The following is an 18,217-nucleotide window of genomic DNA, read 5'->3' as shown; positions in this document are numbered from 1 at the left end:
AGTGGGGTGATGCGGGCCTCACGGGCTGGTGCGAGCCCACGGGCTGGTCCGGGCCTCACCGGGCTGGTGCGGGCCTCACCGGGCTGGGGTCGGCCCGGTGAGGCCCGTCGAACGCCCCCGTAGGGCCGCGGGGATGCGGCCCGGGAGGTGCGGGCGGCCGGTCCCCACCCCAATGGGGACCGCCCCGCCCGATCCGCGGGGTTACGGCCGGACGGCGGCCGACGGCTTTCGGCCGGACCGTCCAGGCCCTGTGCCCCGCGAAGCTCGTGCTCCCACCTGATGTCCAGGTGGGCGGATGTCAGACCCCTTGCGGGGTCGCCCGGCGCGCCGTACGCGCTGTCCCGGAGACCGGTCGCGCGGGCCGGGGGCCACCGACCGGGCGACGTACCGCACGCCGGTGACCTCATGGCCGGTCGGCGGGCGTCCCGGAGGGTGCCGGTCGGCCCGGGGACGCTTCCCGACCGCCGGGCCGGCGAGGCACCAGCGCGGTCGGCCGTCGAGGGCGGCGGATCGAGGCCGACGGCTCCGCGGGAGGGCGGCGACGTCCGCTCGGAGAAGCGACGGTCGTCCGGGGTCCGGGATCCGGGGTCCGGGGTCCGGGGTCCGGGGTCCGGGGTCCGGGGTCCGGGGTCCGGGCAACGGAACCGTCGGAGGGGGGCGGTGGGCTCACCTCTCCGCGCCCCCGTACGGCGGGCTGCGGCGGGTGCGCGACGGGGAGAGGTCCTGCCCTAGGCGGGAGAGACGGGAATGTCCCGGTAGCGGTCCCTGGTCTCGGCCGTGTCGGCACCCACGAGGGCGCCGGGCACGAGCCGGAACGGGATCGGGTGGTGCGGGGTGACCGCGTGTGCGTCGCCATGACGCGGCGTGCCCTGGTCGGCACCCGCCCCGGCGCCCAGCGTGCCGTCGGGGTCGCCTGCGGGTGCCCGGCGGACGGGCGCCTGACCGGCGGGCGCGAGCGGGGCGCGCCGCGTGTCGACGCGGGCCGCGGTGGACGGCCCCTCGGCGACGTGCTCCGGCCCGTGGGCGGCGGCCATGAGGCCTGCGGCTCCCTCGGCGGGGGCTCGGACATCGGCGGCCTCGGAGGCACCGGAAGCGTCGGGGGCGTCCGGCGGCGGGGCCGACGGCGGGGGCTCCGGGGCCGGGGCGCCGGGCATCACGGCGCCGACCAGGTCCGTCAGCTCGGGCGGATCCGGCAGGCCGGGCGAGGCCGGCGGGTCGGCCGGGCCCGGAAGCTCGGACGGGCCTGGAAGCGAGGGTGCGGACGGCAGAGGGGGGACGGACGGAAGCGGCAGCGCCTCCGACGGCGGCACGTGCGCCCGCACGACCGCACCCAGCCCGTGGCCCACCGCCTCCACCGCGTTTCCGACCGGCTCCAGAACCCGTTCCTCCACGGGCCGGACGACGCCTTCCGTCAGCGGACGAAGCCCCGAAAGCACCACGTCGGCGTTCTCGACGACGGTCCGGGACTTCTGGGCGCCGGCCTCCCGACCCTGGGCATGATCATGGTCCTGACTCCGACCCTGCGCCAGGGCCCGGGCCCGACCCCGAGCCTGGTCCAGGGGGACGCCGGTCACCTCGTGGACCGTGTCCCTCACCGACGGCGCCTCTCCGGCCGCCCGCGCCCGTTCCCCGTACAGCACCCCGAGCACGAACAGTCCGGCCACCAGCAGTCCCACGTGCAGCGCACGCCGCCCGGCCGCCGCGCGCATCACGCGCAGGGCGGCACCGGGCAGAACTGCTGACCAGCTCAAGGGGGAGATTCCTCCCGTACGGCGGAACGGGTCGCGCGCCGGACAACTCACCGGACAGCGCGGGCATCGAACAACGCGTCGATACGACGCGCGATCCTCGCACGGAACTCCGGCAGGTACGCAAGCCCGTCGTCACCGATGGTCAGTCATGTCCCTTTTATGGCCAGGAAGCAGGACGCCTCGGATCGACAAGTCGTCACCCGGCGTCCGGCATCGGCAACGGCCGCCTCTCGATCGCCGCCGCCATCACCTCCGGAAACAGATCGGGCGTGCAGGCGAAGGCGGGCGTGCCCAGAGCGGCGAGCGCCGCCGCGTGCTCCCGGTCGTAGGCGGGCGCTCCCTCGTCGGACAGCGCCAGCAGCGTCACGAACCCCACCCCCGCCGCCTTCATCGCCGCGACCCGCTTGAGCATCTCGTGGCGTATGCCCCCCTCGTACAGATCGCTGATCAGCACGACCACCGTCTTCGAGGGCCGGGTGATCCGCGACTGGCAGTACGCCAGCGCGCGGTTGATGTCCGTGCCGCCGCCGAGTCGCGTGCCGAACAGGACGTCGACCGGGTCGTCGAGCTGATCGGTGAGGTCGACGACGGCCGTGTCGAAGACGACGAGCCGGGTGTCGATCGACCGCATGGACGCCAGCACCGCTCCGAACACGGACGCGTACACCACCGACGCCGCCATCGACCCCGACTGGTCGACGCAGAGGACGACCTCCTTCTTCACGGAGCGGGACGCCCGCCCGTGACCGATGAGCCGCTCCGGCACGATCGTCCGGTGCTCGGGCAGGTAGTGCTTGAGGTTGGCCGCGATCGTCCGGTTCCAGTCGATGTCGTGGTGGCGGGGCCGGGTGACGCGGGCACTGCGGTCGAGGGCGCCGGTGAGCGTGGCCCGGGTGCGTGTGGCGAGCCGCTTCTCCAGGTCTGCGACCACCTTGCGGACGACGGCCCGCGCCGTCTCCCTCGTCGTCTCCGGCATCGCTTTGTGGAGGGACAGCAGCGTGCCGACGAGGTGTACGTCGGCCTCCACGGCCTCGAGCATCTCCGGCTCCAGCAGGAGGGTGGCGAGACCGAGACGGTCGATCGCGTCCCGCTGCATCACCTGCACGACGGAGGAGGGGAAGTAGGTGCGGATGTCCCCCAGCCAGCGCGCCACGGCCGGCGCGGAGGCCCCGAGACCCGCCGACCGGTCCCGACCGGGACGTGACCTGCTCTCCTTCCCGTAGAGCGCGGCGAGCGCGCCGTCCATCGCGGCGTCCCGCCCGGAGAGCGTGCGGCCGGTGCCGTCGGCCGGGTCGCCCCCGAGCACCAGCCGCCACCGCCGCAGTCGTTCCTGCGCCGGGTCGGCATCCACCGGCTCGGTCGTCATGCGTCCACCCCCACGAGGTCGTTGTCGTCGCCACCCGGCAACCCGCCGCCCGTATCGGCGTCATGGCCAGGGCCAGGGCCGGCGTCCGGGGTTCCGGTTCGCTCGCCCGTCGCCTCCGCCTCGTCCAGCCCCAGCAGCAGCCGGACCACCGGCAGCACGGCTTCGGCACGTCCGGTGGCGAGCCCGGCCCCGAAACCGGGTATGCCGGAACCGGTCGTCGTCACGCTCCCCCGCGACGCCGGCCCGCGCCGGACCAACTCGCCGAGGCTGCGGCGGACTCCCGGCTCGTAGGCCGAGAAGGTGCGCCGCAGCAACGGCAGTACGTCCGTGAACGCCTCCGCCGGTACGCCGGTCAGCCAGGCGTCGACCAGTGCGAGCAGCCGCTCGTCGTGCAGGAGGAGCATGCCGCCTCCCGAGCCGCCGCCGAGGAAGCCCTCGATCCAGGCGGCCGCGTCCGCCGGCGGCGTCCCGCGGGACAGCACCTGCCCCATGAGCCGGGCAGCCTCCTGCGGCACGAGCGCGCCGTCGTCCAGCAGGAGCCGCACGGCCCGCCCCCGGATCACCCCGGACACGCCGCCCCGCGCGGAGAGGGTCCGCAGGACGGCCTGCCAACGGGACCTCAGGGCGCCGTGGCCCGGCGCGGGGGCGTCACCGAGCAGTCCCACCGCTCCGTGCACGGCGTCCACGTGCCGGCGCATCTCCTGAGCCGCGTCGGCGTCCAGCCCGGCGCAGGCGGGGGGCAGGCCCACGAAGACCCGCTCGGCGAGACCCGCGGCGACCTCGGCCAGCGCTCCGGTGTCGGTGCCGCGCACGTCGCCGTAGCGCAGTGAGCGGACGAGGGCCGGCAGCGCCTGGGCGAGGTGGCCGACGTCCATGTCGAGTGCCGCACGGTCCGCGAGGATCCGCATCACCGGTGACAGCGCGTCCGGCAGTTCGGCCAGCAGGCAGCGCTCGGCGAGGGCGGTGACATCGGCGAGACCCTGCGCGGTGACGGCGTCCGCCTGCGCCCTGGCGGTCGCCGCGCCGAGCACGGTCGTGCCCCACACCCCGGCTTCGGCGACCCGCACCGACAGCTCCGGCTCCCACCGCAGCCGCCACGTCTCCCGGAACGTGCCCGTGCTCCCCCGTGCGGCGGCCGGCTCGCCCCAGCCGACACCGAGCAGCCGCAGCCGGTGCAGGAGTCGGCTGCGCCCCGCGTCGGTCTCCTTGCGCAGGTCGAGCTCCAGCTCCCGCTCCGACGCCTCCGGCTTGAGCCGCAACCGCCGCTGGGTCCGGTCCAGGTCCCGCTGCAGGGGCACCGCGGGCGCCCCGGCGGGCACCTCTCCCAGCACGTCCCCCACGACCAGCCGGTCGTGCACCAGCGCCAGCGGTACGTCCGAGCCCTCGCACATCACCGCCCGCACGGCGTCCGTCGTCTCGCTCAGCCCGGGCAGCGGACGGCCGCGCATCACCGCGAGGGTCTCGGCCAGCCGCACCGCCTCGATGACGTGTGCCGAGGAGACGCTCCGGTCCTCCTCCCGCAGCAACCCGGCCACCCTGGTCAGCCAGCGCTCGACCGGCCGGTCCGGCGCGCCGAACAGATGCCCGTACCAGCCCGGTGACTCGATCCCCGCCCCGTACCCGCTGGACCGGGACAGCCTGCGGTGGGTCCAGGGCACCCAGGTCATGTCGACCTTGGTCCGGGGCAACCCCTTGAGCAGTGCGCGGTCGGCGGCGACGGTGACCCTGCGCCGGAGCGCGGGCACGTGCCAGGCCCCGCAGACCACGGCGACCTGCTGGGTGGACTCCCGCTGCGCGGCCCTGACCTGCAACCGCATGAAGGCCTCCCGGACGAGGTCCCGGTCACGCCCGCCGCCCTCCTCCGTCTCCCGCAGCGCCCCCATGGCCTCCTCCAGCGCCCTGAACGGTGCCAGCGCGTCCCCGTGCTCCGCGCCCCGGTGCTCGACCACGTCCTCCCACCAGCGCTCCGGGTCGTCATGGCCGGCGGCCTCGGCGAGGGCGGCGAGCGGATCGACCCGGACATCGGGGAGGGCCGCGGAGGTCTCGGCCCCCTTGTCCGTGCCGGGCTCCCCCTGACCCGTCCGGTCCGTCCCGGGCGGGGCGTCCTCCGGTTCCTGCCGGGCCAGCGTGTGGGTGGCCGGGAGGTCGATGAAGCGGGCGGGGACGTCGTGCTCCAGGGCCCAGCGGAGGGCCACCCACTCGGGGGAGAACTCGGCCAGGGGCCAGAAGGCCGAGCGGCCGGGCTCGTCCACGGCGTGGGCGAGGAGCGCGACCGGTGGGCGCATGTCCTCGTCGGCGGCCAACGGGACCAAGGGGTCGGCCTCCGGTGGCCCCTCGATCAGCACGACTCCGGGCCGGGCCTGCTCCAGCGCCGCCCGGACCGCCCGCGCCGACCCCGGCCCGTGGTGGCGTACGCCGAGGAGCAGCGCTTCACCGCCGGCCCGGGCGGTCCCGGCACCACCCCGCGGCCCGCCGCTTCCGGTCCTGTCAGCACCCGTCACGCCGCCCACCTCCCCTCCGGGACCAGGGCGAGCCCTCCGTGGTCCCCGTCGCGCCGAGCTCCGGAACACCCCTCCGGAACCGGGCCCGCGTCCGCTTCCCCGTCACCCGGTCACCTCCCGGCACGCCCGGTAGAAGTCCTTCCAGCCGTCGCGCTCGCGGACGACCGTCTCCAGGTACTCCTGCCAGACGACGCGGTCGGCGGCCGGGTCGCGGACGACGGCGCCGAGGATGCCCGCGGCGACGTCGCCGGGCCGCAGCACCCCGTCACCGAAGTGGGCGGCCAGGGCGAGGCCGTTGGTGACGACGGAGATCGCCTCGGCCGGGGACAGCGTGCCGCTGGGCGACTTCACCTTCGTGCGTCCGTCGTCCGTCAGTCCGTCGCGCAACTCGCGGAAGACGGTGACCACGCGGCGGATCTCGTCGAGGCCGTCGGGCGCCGAGGGCAGATCGAGGGAGCGGCCGATCTGGTCGACGCGGCGTGCGACGATCTCGACCTCCGCCTCGGCGGTCTCCGGCAGCGGCAGCACCACGGTGTTGAAGCGACGGCGCAGGGCGCTGGAGAGTTCGTTGACCCCGCGGTCACGGTCGTTGGCGGTGGCGATGAGGTTGAAGCCGCGGACCGCCTGCACCTCCTGGCCCAGCTCCGGTATCGGCAGGGTCTTCTCCGACAGGATCGTGATGAGCGTGTCCTGCACGTCGGCCGGGATTCGGGTCAGTTCCTCCACGCGGGCGGTCCTTCCCTCGGCCATGGCACGCATCACCGGGCTGGGCACGAGGGCGTCGCGGCTCGGACCGTGGGCGAGCAGCCGCGCGTAGTTCCAGCCGTAGCGGATGGCTTCCTCGGGTGTGCCGGCCGTGCCCTGCACCAGCAGGGTCGAATCACCGCTGACGGCCGCGGCGAGGTGTTCGGACACCCAGGTCTTCGCCGTCCCGGGCACGCCGAGCAGGAGCAGGGCACGGTCGGTGGCGAGCGTGGTGACGGCGACCTCGACGATGCGGCGCGGGCCCACGTACTTCGGTGTGATCACGGTGCCGTCGGGCAGGGTGCCGCCGAGCAGGTAGGTGGCGACGGCCCACGGCGACAGCTTCCAGCGGGCCGGACGCGGACGGTCGTCCCGCGCGGCCAGCGCGGCGAGTTCGGCCGCGAACGCTTCCTCGGCGTGCGGCCGCAACGCCTCCGCGGCGGACCCGTTCCGGCCCGGGTCGACGGACGTCGGTTCTGCGGACACAGGCATGGCTTGGTCCCCCTCCAGCTCGGCCGGTTCGATCTCGCATCCACGGTGCACCACGCCACTGACAATCGCCCTGACCTGCGAAGACGCTCTCTCACGACCGATTGTCAGTGGCGGGATCTACCTTCGATGACATGACTCAGCAGGGGGTGCGCTGGACCGCGGACCAGGTGCTGGCACTGGCGCCTGACGCCGCGTCACGTGAAGCGGGGAGCAGACTCGGCGTGGCCGCGACGTGGTCGGCGGCGGGAAGTTCCGGGGACGGGGTGGTGTGGGGGCTGTGCGAGGGGAGCGGCGGCAGGCCGTATCGGACGGTCGTGGACGTCGTGGGGGTGTCCGGGCCCGCGTACGAGTGCGGCTGCCCGAGCCACGAGTTCCCGTGCAAGCACGCGATCGGGCTGCTGCTGCTCTGGGCGGGCGGGGGTGACGCGGTGCCGGTGGCCGAGGCGCCGGACTGGGTGGAACGGTGGATCGCGGGACGGCGCGGGCGCGTGGCGGGGAAGAGGACGGCGAGCTCGGCCGGGGTCACGGCCGGGCCCGGTGATCAGCGGGCCGCACGGCGCCGGGCGGAGCAGCGTGCCGAGCGGATCACGGCGGGCGCGACGGAGCTGGAGCAGCGACTGGCGGACCTGCTGCGCGGCGGCCTGGCCGGCGCCGAGCAGTCGGGGTACGAGCTGTGGGAGGAGACGGCGGCCCGCATGGTCGACGCCCAGGCGTCGGGGCTGGCCTCGCGGGTGCGGGACCTGGGGGGCATACCGTCGTCCGGCGCCGGCTGGCCGGTACGGCTGCTGGAGGAGTGCGCTCTCCTCCACCTGCTCGACCAGGGCTGGCTTCGCCGGGACCGGCTGCCGGACGACCTGGCCGCCACGGTCCGTTCGCGCGTCGGCCTCTCCGCGTCCGCGGACGGCCCTGCGGTGCGGGACCGGTGGCTGGTCCTCGCCCAGCACGACACCGCGGACAGTCGGCTGACGACGCGTCGCATCTGGTTGTACGGCGCGGACACGGCGCGCACCGCGCTGCTCCTGTCCTACGGTGCCGCGGGCAGGGCACCGGAGCTGGCGCTGCCCGTCGGGTCGGCCTTCGAGGCCGAGGTGTCGGCGTATCCGGGCGCCGGGCGGCAGCGGGTCGCCCTGGGCGAGCGGTTCACCCCGCCCGCGCCCGCGGACATACGCCCGGAGGGAGTGACGACGTCCCGAGCGGCGGTGCGGTACGGCGAGGCCCTCCGCGCGGACCCGTGGCTGGACGCGGTGCCGGTGACCCTGGCGCGGGTCGTCCCGGTGCCGGACGGAGACCACTGGCAACTGGCGGACGCCGAAGGGGACACGGCACTGCCGCTGTCGGCGCCGGCCGGGAGCCGTCCGGGCCTGTGGCGCCTGGTCGCCCTGTCGGGCGGTGCGCCCGTGCGGGTCTTCGGGGAGTTCGGCCACCGGGGCTTCACTCCGCTGACGGCCTGGCCGGCCGGACCGGGCCCGGCGGTGCCGCTGTACTGACCCGTCCCACGGCAGGAAGACGGAACGGAACCGGAATGGAAGCGGAAGGGACCGCATGACCAGGACACCCACGCCCACCGACGCCCGCGTGCCCACCCCCGTCACCGCACCGCCCGGCGCCTGGGAGGAACTGGTCACGGCCGCGCTGCTCGGTACGGACCGACGCACCCCTCCGGGCTGCGCGCCCGGTGCACACGCACCGACGGCACTGCTGGACGCGGCTGCCGCGGAGACCGTTCGCCGGCGCGCCGGACTGCGCCCCGCGCCCGCGGGCCGGCGCCCAGAACCGGCTCCCGAGGACCGCCGCCCGCCGCTCCCGGCCGCGGCCGCCCGACGGCTCACGACGCTGCTCACCGACCGACCCGGCACGGCGGGGGGCGGCCGCCGGGGCACCGCGCCCGACCTCATGGAGCTGCTCCCCCAGTGGCTGGCGGCGGCGAACGCCCACGGCTTCGCGCCACCCCCCGAGGCGCTCCCGGCCCTGCTGGACGCGGCCCGGGGGCGCACGGATCTGCGTCCGGCGGCGCTGGCGTTCGCGGGGCCCCGCGGGCTGTGGCTGGCCCGGTTGAATCCGGACTGGCGGTTCGCCCTGCGCGCGACGCCGGGCGGAGGCACGGCCCTGCCCGGCCCCGAGGCGGCGGAGCAGGTGCGGCGGCTCTGGGAGGAGGGTCTGTTCGCCGAGCGGGTCGCTCTGCTGGCGGCCCTGCGCTCCCGCGACCCCGCCGGTGCCCGAGCGCTGCTGGCCTCCACCTGGCCGACGGAACGGGCCGAGGACCGGCTGATGTTCCTCGACTCACTGCGGTCGGGGCTGGAACCGGCGGACGAGCCGTTCCTCGAGGCGGCGCTGGCCGACCGCAGCCGCAACGTACGGGCGACGGCGGCGGAACTGCTGTCGGCGCTGCCGGACTCGGCGCTGGCCGCGCGGATGGCGGCGCGTGCCGTGACGTGCGTCTTCCTCGACCGAACCCTGGAGCCACCGGCGATCGCGGTCGAGGCGCCGCACGAGTGCGACCCGGGCATGGAGCGGGACGGCGTCGTGGCCAGACCGCCCTCGGGCCGGGGCGCGCGGTCGTGGTGGCTGGGTCAGTTGGTGGAGGCGGCCCCGCTCGCTGCCTGGACCTCCCGTTTCGGTGGCCGTTCCGCCGAGGAGATCGTCGCTCTTCCGGTGACGGACGACTGGCAGGGCGATCTGCACGCGGCGTGGTGCCGGGCCGCGGTGCGGCAGCGCGACGGCACGTGGGCGAGGGCCCTGCTCGGCGCGCCCACGGCACCCGAGGCCGGAGGGCCGGGCGCGGTCTCGCTGGCCGAGCGGGCGAAACTGCTCGGCACGCTGGGGCCGGACGAACGGGCCACGTGGGTCGCCGGGTTCATCGCGACCCACGGACTGTCGGAGGCGTTCCAGTTGCTCGGCATGTGCACGGTGCCGTGGGCACCGCCGCTGGGACGTGCTGTGGTCGACGCGCTCGACATCGCCCGCGACGCGGGGAGTTATCCGTGGAGCTTCAGCGGCGTCATGGGTCTGGCCGAACGCTGCCTCGACCCCTCGGAGGCGGGCCGTCTCGACGGTCTGCTGGCGATACCCGACGAGTCGGAGGACGCGGCGCCGGGAGCCGGGGGCTACTGGGCGGAGGCCTTCCAGCGGCTCGTCACGACGTTGCGGCTGCGCGCGGCGATGGCCGAGGAACTGAGGGCGGGGTGAGGGGTCCGCACCCACGGCCCGCGCCTCCACGCCGTGGGCGGGCAGCCGCCCAGGGCCGGCCTCGGTCCGGGGCGGCGCGGCGACCTGACCCGCGCCCGCCGTCCGCAGACCAGCGCCCGCGACCCGCGGCGCAGCCCGGTGCCGGCCGCCCGCAGCCCCGAACCGTGCCCGGCGCCTACGCCCCAGCCGGCTCCCGTACGTTCGTCCGCACCCAGTCCACGATCGACGCCGTCGTCGCGCCGGGCGTGAAGATCTCCGCGACGCCCTTCTCCTTCAGCGGCGCGATGTCCGCCTCGGGGATGATCCCCCCGCCGAAGACCAGGATGTCCGCCGCGTCCCGCTCCCGGAGCAGCTCGATCACGGCGGCGAAGAGCGTGTTGTGCGCGCCGGAGAGGATGGAGAGCCCGATCGCGTCGGCGTCCTCCTGGATCGCGGTGTCCACGATCTGCTCGGGTGTCTGGTGGAGCCCGGTGTAGATGACCTCCATACCGGCGTCACGCAGCGCCCGCGCGATCACCTTGGCCCCGCGATCGTGGCCGTCGAGCCCCGGCTTGGCCACCACCACGCGGATCGGACCGGCTGCCACACCCATCACTGCCTCCATGAAGCGACTACATCCATCCGTACCGACAAGTACCGCACACTTCGCCGACGCCGTACACACGGGCACGGGCAGCGACACGCCCGATCCGCACATCGTCCCCGGCGCGCCGAGTGCCCAGCGCACGCCGGCGCGACCCGGGCACGGAGCCCCGCACCGCATCGTCCGGGAAAGTGAACGAACGTTATCGCCAGCATCCCGCAACCGGCAGTTTCGTGGTCGATACAGAGGGGGAAATCACATGGTGGGACACGTTCGCCGCGCACCGCTCCAGGGCGCGGCGCCATCACGCGTACGGAGAGCCGCAGCGAGGGCCGGACAGGGGCGGCGGCGCACCTCGCCCCCGCACGACGCACCGCAGGACCGACCGGGTTACACCAAGCTCACCAGGCACACCGTGCTCACAGGCCGCTGACGTGGCACAGCGGCACATCCGACCGGTCAAACCTCGTAAACATCACGAAACACTGGTGTTACGACTCTCCACGAGGGCACACGGGGGACAGAGGCTCCCTGCGCGTGCCGACAGGAGGTCGGCCCATGAAGGTCACCACGGCAGCACTGCCCCTACTCCCGCTCTGCCGGCGTCTTCTGCCCGGCCTCCCCGCCCTTCCTGGGGTGCCGGGGCTCCCGGGACTGTCGGAGCTGGCGGCCCTTCCGGGCCGGTTGACCGGGCTCTCCCTGACCCTCCTCAAGGCGAGCGCCCTGGAGGCCGCGATCCTCGCCGGGCATCTGCTCCTCTACCCCTCGGGGGTCATCCAGGAGCGCCGGCCCGTCTCCCCCCTGCCGACGCAGGACTCCCAGGACCCGCGGCCCGCCCCGCCCACCTGCCGCCTCCCGGCCCCCACCAGCCCTCCCGTCGTCCTGCTGCACGGTTTCATCGACAACCGTTCGGTCTTCCTGCTTCTGCGCCGCAGCCTCACCCAGCACGGCAGGCACCAGATCGAGTCGCTCAACTACTCCCCCCTGACCTGCGACATCCGTACCGCGGCCGAGCTGCTCGGCCGGCACATCGAGGAGATCTGCGAGCGGACGGGCAGCGAACGGGTCGACGTCGTCGGGCACAGCCTGGGCGGCCTCATCGCGCGGTACTACGTGCAGCGCCTCGGCGGCGACCTCCGCGTCCGGACGCTCGTGACGCTCGGTACCCCGCACACCGGCACCCGGGTGGTCCCCCTGGCCAACGCCCACCCCATCGTGCGCCAGATGCGCCCCGGATCGGCGGTGCTGGAGGAGCTCACCCTGCCCGCGCCGGGCTGCCGCACACAGTTCGTCAGCTTCTGGAGCGATCTGGACCGCGTGATGGACCCGCTGGAGACGGCCTGCCTCGTCCACCCCGACCTGACCGTGCAGAACGTACGGGTGAGCGGCATCGGCCACCTCGCCCTGCCCGTGCACCCCGCCGTGGCCACCGGCATTCGCCAGGCTCTCGACGCCGTCGCCGCGGAGCCGGAGTCCGGAACCGGCAGGCAGGCCGGCGGACTGACGGTCGCCTGACGCCTTCCGACGGCCGCCCGAAGCCCTGACGCGTCCGGAACCAGGCGGACACAACCCGTTCAGCTTCGAACAAACGTCGAACACAAAGCCAAACTCGTGCCCGCCGTCCCCCAAAACACGGCCGATTGCCCGTTTCCTTCGGGCACGAAACCTGGGGAAGATTGTCGCGCCCGTATACCGACGGGTACAGTCGCCGCACTGCTCTGGCAGCCCCTGTTGTCGAGGCGAAAGAGAAGTTGGTGAACGACCGTCACCCGTCGGGGGCCATGACCACCCCGGCCTCGGCTTCCGAAGCCGCTGCGGCGCCTTACGCGTCGTACGGCACAGGGGAGGCCCAGTACGGCGACCTCACCACGTACGGCGGCTACGACGCCACCGGTTTTCCGACCGGCGGCACCGCCACGGCGACCTTCGCCGCGGATCCCCTCTTCGGCAGCCTCCCGGGCCAGGACACCGGCGGCTACGACGTCACGGGCGCGTACGACACGGGCGCCTACGACACCACCCAGTGGTCCACCGGTGGCGGTCCGATCGTGGACCACGACGCGTACGCGGCCCCGCAGCACACCGGCTACGGCACCGGCGCCTACGGCACCGGCAGCTACGACACCGGTGGCTACGACACGACCGCGTGGACGGCGGACCACCAGCGGTCCGCGGCCGGCCAGGAGCAGTCCCCGGCCGAGCCGCCGCGGGCGACGGACACCGGGGCCACCGGCCAGTGGGACACCGGCGCCTGGTCCCCGCCGGACCAGTCCGGGAACCCGGCCGACCGGACCCAGCAGTGGGACTGGGGCACCCAAACCTTCGACACCGGCACGTTCGCGACCGGCACGTTCCACACCGGAGCCTTCGACGGCGGCACCCTGGACACCGGGGCCTACGACGCCACGCAGTGGAACTCGGACGGCTCCCCGCAGGACCCGTCACCGTCTCCGGAGAACGGCACGGCGGACGACCGGTCGGCTTCCGAGGAACCCGGCCCGTACGAGGACGCGGCGGCCACCGGGGAACTCCCCACCGTGCCCGCCCTCCTGGAGGGCCAGGAAGAGGTCACCCCCGCCCCCCGGATCCCGGCCGCACGCGCCGCCTCCCGCAGCGGGTCCCGCTCCCGTCGCCGCCAGCCCGCCAAGCGCTCGGCGCTCATGACCATCGCCGTACCGTCGGCCTGCGTGATGAGCGTCGCCGGCATCGCCGCCGCCTCCGTCGGCATGACCGGAGGCGACGCGGAGACCACGGCGTCCGCGGCGGACGCGGACGATCCCGCCGCCGCGCCGGTGAAGCCGTCCACCGCCAACAACAAGCTGGACACCCAGCTCACCAGCCTCGCCGCCGGAGCCGACGACTTCGCCGACCGGGCCAGCCGTACGCAGGAGCGCATCGACCTCAAGGCCGAGCAGGCCCTCGAGAGGAGGCGGGCGGCGGAGGAGGCGGCCCGCAAGGAGCGGCTGCGCCCCAAGTTCGCGCTCCCCGTCGCGCAGCACGGCCTCAGCGCGTACTACGGGCAGGCCGGCATCAACTGGATGTCCGTGCACAGCGGCATCGACTTCCCCGTGTCCTACGGCACGACGGTGATGGCCTCGACCGACGGCACGGTCCGTACGCAGTACAACGCCGCGTACGGGAACATGATGATCCTGACCGCGAAGGACGGCACGGAGACGTGGTACTGCCACCTCTCCGGTTACCAGGTACCCTCCGGCACGACGGTCAAGGCCGGCGACGCGATCGCGTCCTCCGGCGACTCGGGCAACTCGACCGGACCGCATCTGCACTTCGAGGTGCGGCCCGCGGGCGGCTCGGCGATCGACCCGCTCTCGTGGCTGCGCAGCCACGGCCTCGATCCGCAGTGACGGAGTAACGTCTCAGCAAGTCCGCGGTGAGCCCCGTCGACCGACGGGGCTCACTCCGTCGCGTGCCCCGGACGCGCCGTCAGAGCTTCTCCACCGGCGCGTACCGCAGGAGCAGCCGCTTGGGCTTGGGCTCCCCGAAGTCGACCGTCGCCTCGGCGTTCGCCCCCGTGCCCTTGACCGCGACCACCGTGCCGAGTCCGAACTGGTCGTGCGTGACGCGGTCGCCCACGGACAGCGAGACCGTCGGCTTCTCCGCGGTGCGGCGCGTGGCGAAGCCGGAGGCGCCCGACGCCGAGGAGCGGGAGCGCGAGGAGGACAGCGAGGCCGCCACCGCCGAGACGGGCGCGGAGGAGGCGGGCCCGGTCGCCCCGGTGCGCTTCCACTCCAGGTGGGGGGCCGGGATCTCCTCCAGGAAGCGGGAGGGCGGGTTGTACGACGGCTGGCCCCAGGCGCTGCGCAGCGTCGACCGGGTCAGGTACAGCCGCTCCCGGGCGCGCGTGATGCCGACGTACGCCAGGCGCCGCTCCTCCTCCAGCTCCTTGGCCTGGCCGAGGGCGCGCATGTGCGGGAAGACGCCGTCCTCCATGCCGGTGAGGAAGACGACGGGGAACTCCAGGCCCTTGGCGGTGTGCAGGGTCATCAGGGTGACGACACCGTCGCCGTCCTCGTCGTCCGGGATCTGGTCGGAGTCCGCGACCAGCGCCACCTTCTCCAGGAAGTCGGCCAGGGTTCCGGTCTCCTCGCCCTCGGCCCGCTCCTGCTCGAACTCCAGGGCGACGGCGGCGAGTTCCTGGAGGTTCTCGATGCGGGTCTCGTCCTGCGGGTCGGTGGAGGCCTGCAACTCGGCGAGGTAGCCGGTGCGTTCGAGGATCGCCTCCAGCACGGTCGCCGGTCCGGCTCCGGACTCGACGATCGTACGGAGGTCCTCCATCAGCGTGTTGAAGCGCTTCACGGCGTTGCTGGAGCGCGCGGCCATGCCGTACGCCTCGTCGACGCGCCTGAGCGCCTGCGGGAAGCTGATCTTCTCGCGCTGGGCGAGGGCGTCGATCATGGCCTCGGCGCGGTCGCCGATGCCCCGCTTGGGGACGTTGAGGATGCGGCGCAGCGGCACCGAGTCCTCGGGGTTGGCCAGCACCCGCAGGTAGGCCAGGACGTCCCGGACCTCCTTGCGCTCGTAGAAGCGGACGCCGCCGACGACCTTGTAGGGCAGGCCGACCCGGATGAAGACCTCTTCGAAGACGCGGGACTGGGCGTTGGTGCGGTAGAAGACGGCGACGTCGCCGGCCTTGGCCTCGCCGGCGTCCGTGAGGCGGTCTATCTCGTCGGCGACGAACTGGGCCTCGTCGTGCTCGGTGTCGGCGACGTACCCGGTGATCTGCGAGCCCGCGCCCTGGTTGGTCCACAGGTTCTTGGGGCGGCGGGACTCGTTGCGCTCGATGACCGCGTTGGCGGCGCTGAGGATGGTCTGGGTGGAGCGGTAGTTCTGCTCCAGCAGGATCGTCGTGGCGTCCGGGTAGTCCTCCTCGAACTGGAGGATGTTGCGGATGGTGGCGCCGCGGAACGCGTAGATCGACTGGTCGGCGTCGCCCACCACGCACAGCTCGGCGGGCGGGACCTCGGCCTCGGGCGGTACGTCGACGGGGTGCTCGCTGGTGCCGACCAGCTCGCGCACCAGGGCGTACTGGGCGTGGTTGGTGTCCTGGTACTCGTCGACCAGGACGTGCCGGAAGCGGCGGCGGTAGTGCTCGGCGACGTCCGGGAAGGCGCGGAGCAGGTTGACGGTCGTCATGATCAGGTCGTCGAAGTCGAGGGCGTTGGCCTCGCGCAGCCGCGACTGGTACATGGCGTACGCCTGCGCCAGGGTCTTCTCGAAGCCGTCGTTCGCCTGGGCGGCGAAGTCCTCCTCGTCGACCAGCTCGTTCTTCAGGTTCGAGATCTTGGCGCTGAAGGACTTCGGCGGGAACTTCTTCGGGTCCAGGTCGAGGTCGCGGCAGACCAGCGCCATGAGGCGCTTGGAGTCGGCGGCGTCGTAGATCGAGAACGACGAGGTGAAGCCGAGCCGCTTCGACTCGCGGCGCAGGATGCGGACGCAGGCGCTGTGGAAGGTCATCACCCACATCGCGTTCGCGCGCGGGCCGACGAGCTGCTCGACGCGCTCCTTCATCTCGCCGGCGGCCTTGTTGGTGAAGGTGATCGCGAGGATCTGGCCGGGGTGGACGCTCCGCTCGGCCAGCAGATGGGCGATGCGGTGGGTGAGGACGCGGGTCTTGCCGGATCCGGCGCCGGCCACGATGAGCAGCGGGGTGCCGGAGTGGACGACGGCGGCGCGCTGGTTCTCGTTCAGCCCCTCCAGGAGGGCGGCCGCGTCCAGGGCGGGGCGCGGGGCGCCGTCCCGGTAGTGGGTGTCCCGGTCCGGGGGCGCGTCGAACTTCCCGCCGAACAGATCGTGCGGGACCGACTCCGGTCCGTGCTCGTCCTCGGGCGGCGGCGGAGGTTCCTCGTCGTGCCCGCGCGGGGGCTGGAGGCTCGCCAGGAAGCTGTCGTCAAAGAGGCTGCTCATCGCTCTCCGAGTCTAGGGTGCCCCACCGACAACCCGGTGCCGCCCCGGAAAACGGCCGACGTTCCGGAGCCGGGCTCGCCCGCCCGGCGGCCGGGCACACCCTGCTGGCAGGCATGACACGAAGAGTGACGCCCTGAGGGGTCCGCCCCGAAGGTCACGAAAATGTATCGGGCATATCACCCACCAACCTTCACAGCGGCCACACGAGTTGGCTACGGTGCGGGCAGGCCGCACGACCCCCACCGGCGAACGTCGCCGGACCGCGCGGCCTCCGCCGAGTCCGGTGTGCCCGCACGGCGCCCGGAGCCGGGGACCCACCGAGAACCACTGGGGTGAATCGGCTCACCGCGCCCACCGGGGCGGATCCGCCGTAGGGCAACCCTTCCAACCACCGCCCGAACCCTCCCCCAGGGGCTGAAGCCTGGGGGTACCCCCATCGCTGACCCGGTAGGCGGAGCGTTGGAAGGAGTCGCCTCCCTTGGCGTCGCACCGCAAGTCGCGTCCCACCGGTCCGCGCGTAGCAGGCATACGGACCCCCGCCCTCGCCACGGCGGCCCTCACCTCCGTGGCCCTGCTGTCCCAGACGGCCACCGCCGCACCGTCGGACGACGACCGGCCGAGCCTGGAAGAGGTCGAGAAGAAGGTCGACGACCTCTACCGCCAGGCGGGGTCGGCGACGGAGAAGTACAACGCGGCCAAGGAGAAGACGACCAAGCAGCGCAAGCGCGTCGACACGCTCCTCGACGACGTGGCCAAGCGCACCCAGCGGCTCAACGAGGCGCGCGAGGAGCTGGGCTCCTACGCCTCCGCGCAGTACCGCACCGGCTCCGCGATCCCGGAGACCGCGACCTTCCTGCTCGCGGACTCGCCGCAGGACTACGTCGACCGGAACCACCTGCTGAGCCGGCTCACCGGCCGCCAGAAGGACGCGGTCGACGACTACGTCACCCAGCAGTCCGAGACCATGCACAAGCGCCGCGAGGCCACCGAGAGCCTCGCGACGCTCACCGAGTCGCAGAGCGACCTGAAGACGGCCAAGGCCACCGTCCAGAGGAAGCTCTCCACCGCGCGCGAGCTGCTCTCGGAGCTGACCGCCGAGGAGAAGGCCCGGCTGGCCGCGATCGAGAGGAAGAAGCAGGAGGAGGCCGCCCGCAAGGCCGCGGAGCTCGCGAAGCGGCAGGCCGAGGAGCGGGAGCGGCAGGAGCGGGCCGCCCGGCAGGAGAGCGACGCGTCCGCCGGTTCCTCGCAGCCCTCGGACGGCACCGGCGCCTCCTCGGGTTCCACCACGCCCGACGCCTCGTACGGCACCAAGGCCGAGAAGGCGCTCGCCTTCGCCCGCGCGCAGATCGGCAAGCCGTACGTGTGGGGCGCCACCGGCCCCGGCTCCTACGACTGCTCGGGCCTCACCCAGGCCGCCTGGAAGGCCGCGAGCTTCACGCTGCCGCGCACCACCTACGACCAGGTGAACGCCGGCACGACGGTCCCGGTCTCCCAGGCGCAACCCGGTGACCTGGTCTTCTTCTACGACGACCTCAGCCACGTCGGCCTCTACATCGGCAACGGCATGATGATCCACGCCCCGAAGCCGGGGGCGTACGTCCGTGAGGAGTCGATCTTCTACGACGGCGAGTCGTCGATCCACAGCGTGGTGCGCCCGGCCTGAGCC

Annotated in this window: 11 protein-coding genes; 5 read left to right on the top strand and 6 right to left on the bottom strand. The window is 73.8% G+C overall.

What is annotated here, in order from left to right; translation table 11 throughout:
- Positions 1 to 728 precede the first annotated feature (728 nt).
- The 4 genes from SAM23877_RS39155 to SAM23877_RS21915 form a co-directional block, all read right to left on the bottom strand.
- Entirely contained in the window at positions 729 to 1,751 is a 1,023-nt protein-coding gene (locus tag SAM23877_RS39155; RefSeq protein WP_063796787.1) for a hypothetical protein, read from the bottom strand.
- Between the two features lie 196 nt (positions 1,752 to 1,947).
- Positions 1,948 to 3,117 (bottom strand): vWA domain-containing protein, encoded by a 1,170-nt coding sequence (locus tag SAM23877_RS21925; protein ID WP_053135871.1) that lies wholly within the window; start codon positions 3,115 to 3,117, stop codon positions 1,948 to 1,950.
- Entirely contained in the window at positions 3,114 to 5,618 is a 2,505-nt protein-coding gene (locus SAM23877_RS21920; protein WP_079030769.1) for a DUF5682 family protein, read from the bottom strand. Before SAM23877_RS21920 ends, SAM23877_RS21925 begins: the two co-directional genes overlap by 4 nt.
- Before the next feature lie 102 nt (positions 5,619 to 5,720).
- On the bottom strand, positions 5,721 to 6,854 hold the full coding sequence (locus SAM23877_RS21915) for an ATP-binding protein (RefSeq protein WP_053142740.1): 1,134 nt from the start codon (positions 6,852 to 6,854) through the stop codon (positions 5,721 to 5,723).
- A gap of 131 nt (positions 6,855 to 6,985) precedes the next feature.
- Between SAM23877_RS21915 and SAM23877_RS21910 the strand changes: the two genes are divergently transcribed.
- Together SAM23877_RS21910 and SAM23877_RS21905 are read left to right on the top strand one after the other, a co-directional pair.
- Positions 6,986 to 8,341 carry an SWIM zinc finger family protein gene (locus SAM23877_RS21910; protein WP_053135869.1) on the top strand — a complete coding sequence of 452 codons (1,356 nt, stop codon included), beginning with the start codon at positions 6,986 to 6,988 and terminating at the stop codon, positions 8,339 to 8,341.
- A gap of 55 nt (positions 8,342 to 8,396) precedes the next feature.
- Positions 8,397 to 10,040, top strand: coding sequence for a DUF5691 domain-containing protein (locus SAM23877_RS21905; protein WP_053135866.1), 1,644 nt, complete (start codon positions 8,397 to 8,399; stop codon positions 10,038 to 10,040).
- 175 nt (positions 10,041 to 10,215) lie between these two features.
- Here the strand turns inward: SAM23877_RS21905 and icmB are convergent, their stop codons facing one another.
- On the bottom strand, positions 10,216 to 10,632 hold the full coding sequence (icmB, locus tag SAM23877_RS21900) for a coenzyme B12-dependent isobutyryl CoA mutase small subunit (RefSeq protein ID WP_043380873.1): 417 nt from the start codon (positions 10,630 to 10,632) through the stop codon (positions 10,216 to 10,218).
- A 549-nt stretch (positions 10,633 to 11,181) separates the two neighbouring features.
- Between icmB and SAM23877_RS21895 the strand changes: the two genes are divergently transcribed.
- Together SAM23877_RS21895 and SAM23877_RS21890 are read left to right on the top strand one after the other, a co-directional pair.
- The gene (locus tag SAM23877_RS21895; RefSeq protein WP_053135863.1) at positions 11,182 to 12,138 is read left to right on the top strand and encodes an esterase/lipase family protein; all 957 of its coding nucleotides are present in this window, start codon (positions 11,182 to 11,184) and stop codon (positions 12,136 to 12,138) included.
- Between the two features lie 239 nt (positions 12,139 to 12,377).
- Entirely contained in the window at positions 12,378 to 13,991 is a 1,614-nt protein-coding gene (locus SAM23877_RS21890; RefSeq protein ID WP_053135860.1) for a M23 family metallopeptidase, read from the top strand.
- Between the two features lie 79 nt (positions 13,992 to 14,070).
- Here SAM23877_RS21890 and pcrA read toward each other — a convergent pair whose 3' ends face one another.
- Entirely contained in the window at positions 14,071 to 16,551 is a 2,481-nt protein-coding gene (gene pcrA, locus SAM23877_RS21885) for a DNA helicase PcrA (RefSeq protein ID WP_053135856.1), read from the bottom strand.
- 478 nt (positions 16,552 to 17,029) lie between these two features.
- Between pcrA and SAM23877_RS21880 the strand changes: the two genes are divergently transcribed.
- On the top strand, positions 17,030 to 18,214 hold the full coding sequence (locus tag SAM23877_RS21880) for a C40 family peptidase (protein ID WP_053135853.1): 1,185 nt from the start codon (positions 17,030 to 17,032) through the stop codon (positions 18,212 to 18,214).
- Positions 18,215 to 18,217 lie beyond the last annotated feature (3 nt).

Source organism: Streptomyces ambofaciens ATCC 23877, assembly GCF_001267885.1.
In the GTDB taxonomy this organism is placed as follows: Bacteria; Actinomycetota; Actinomycetes; order Streptomycetales; family Streptomycetaceae; genus Streptomyces; species Streptomyces ambofaciens.
This window is presented reverse-complemented; position numbering and strand designations above follow the sequence as displayed.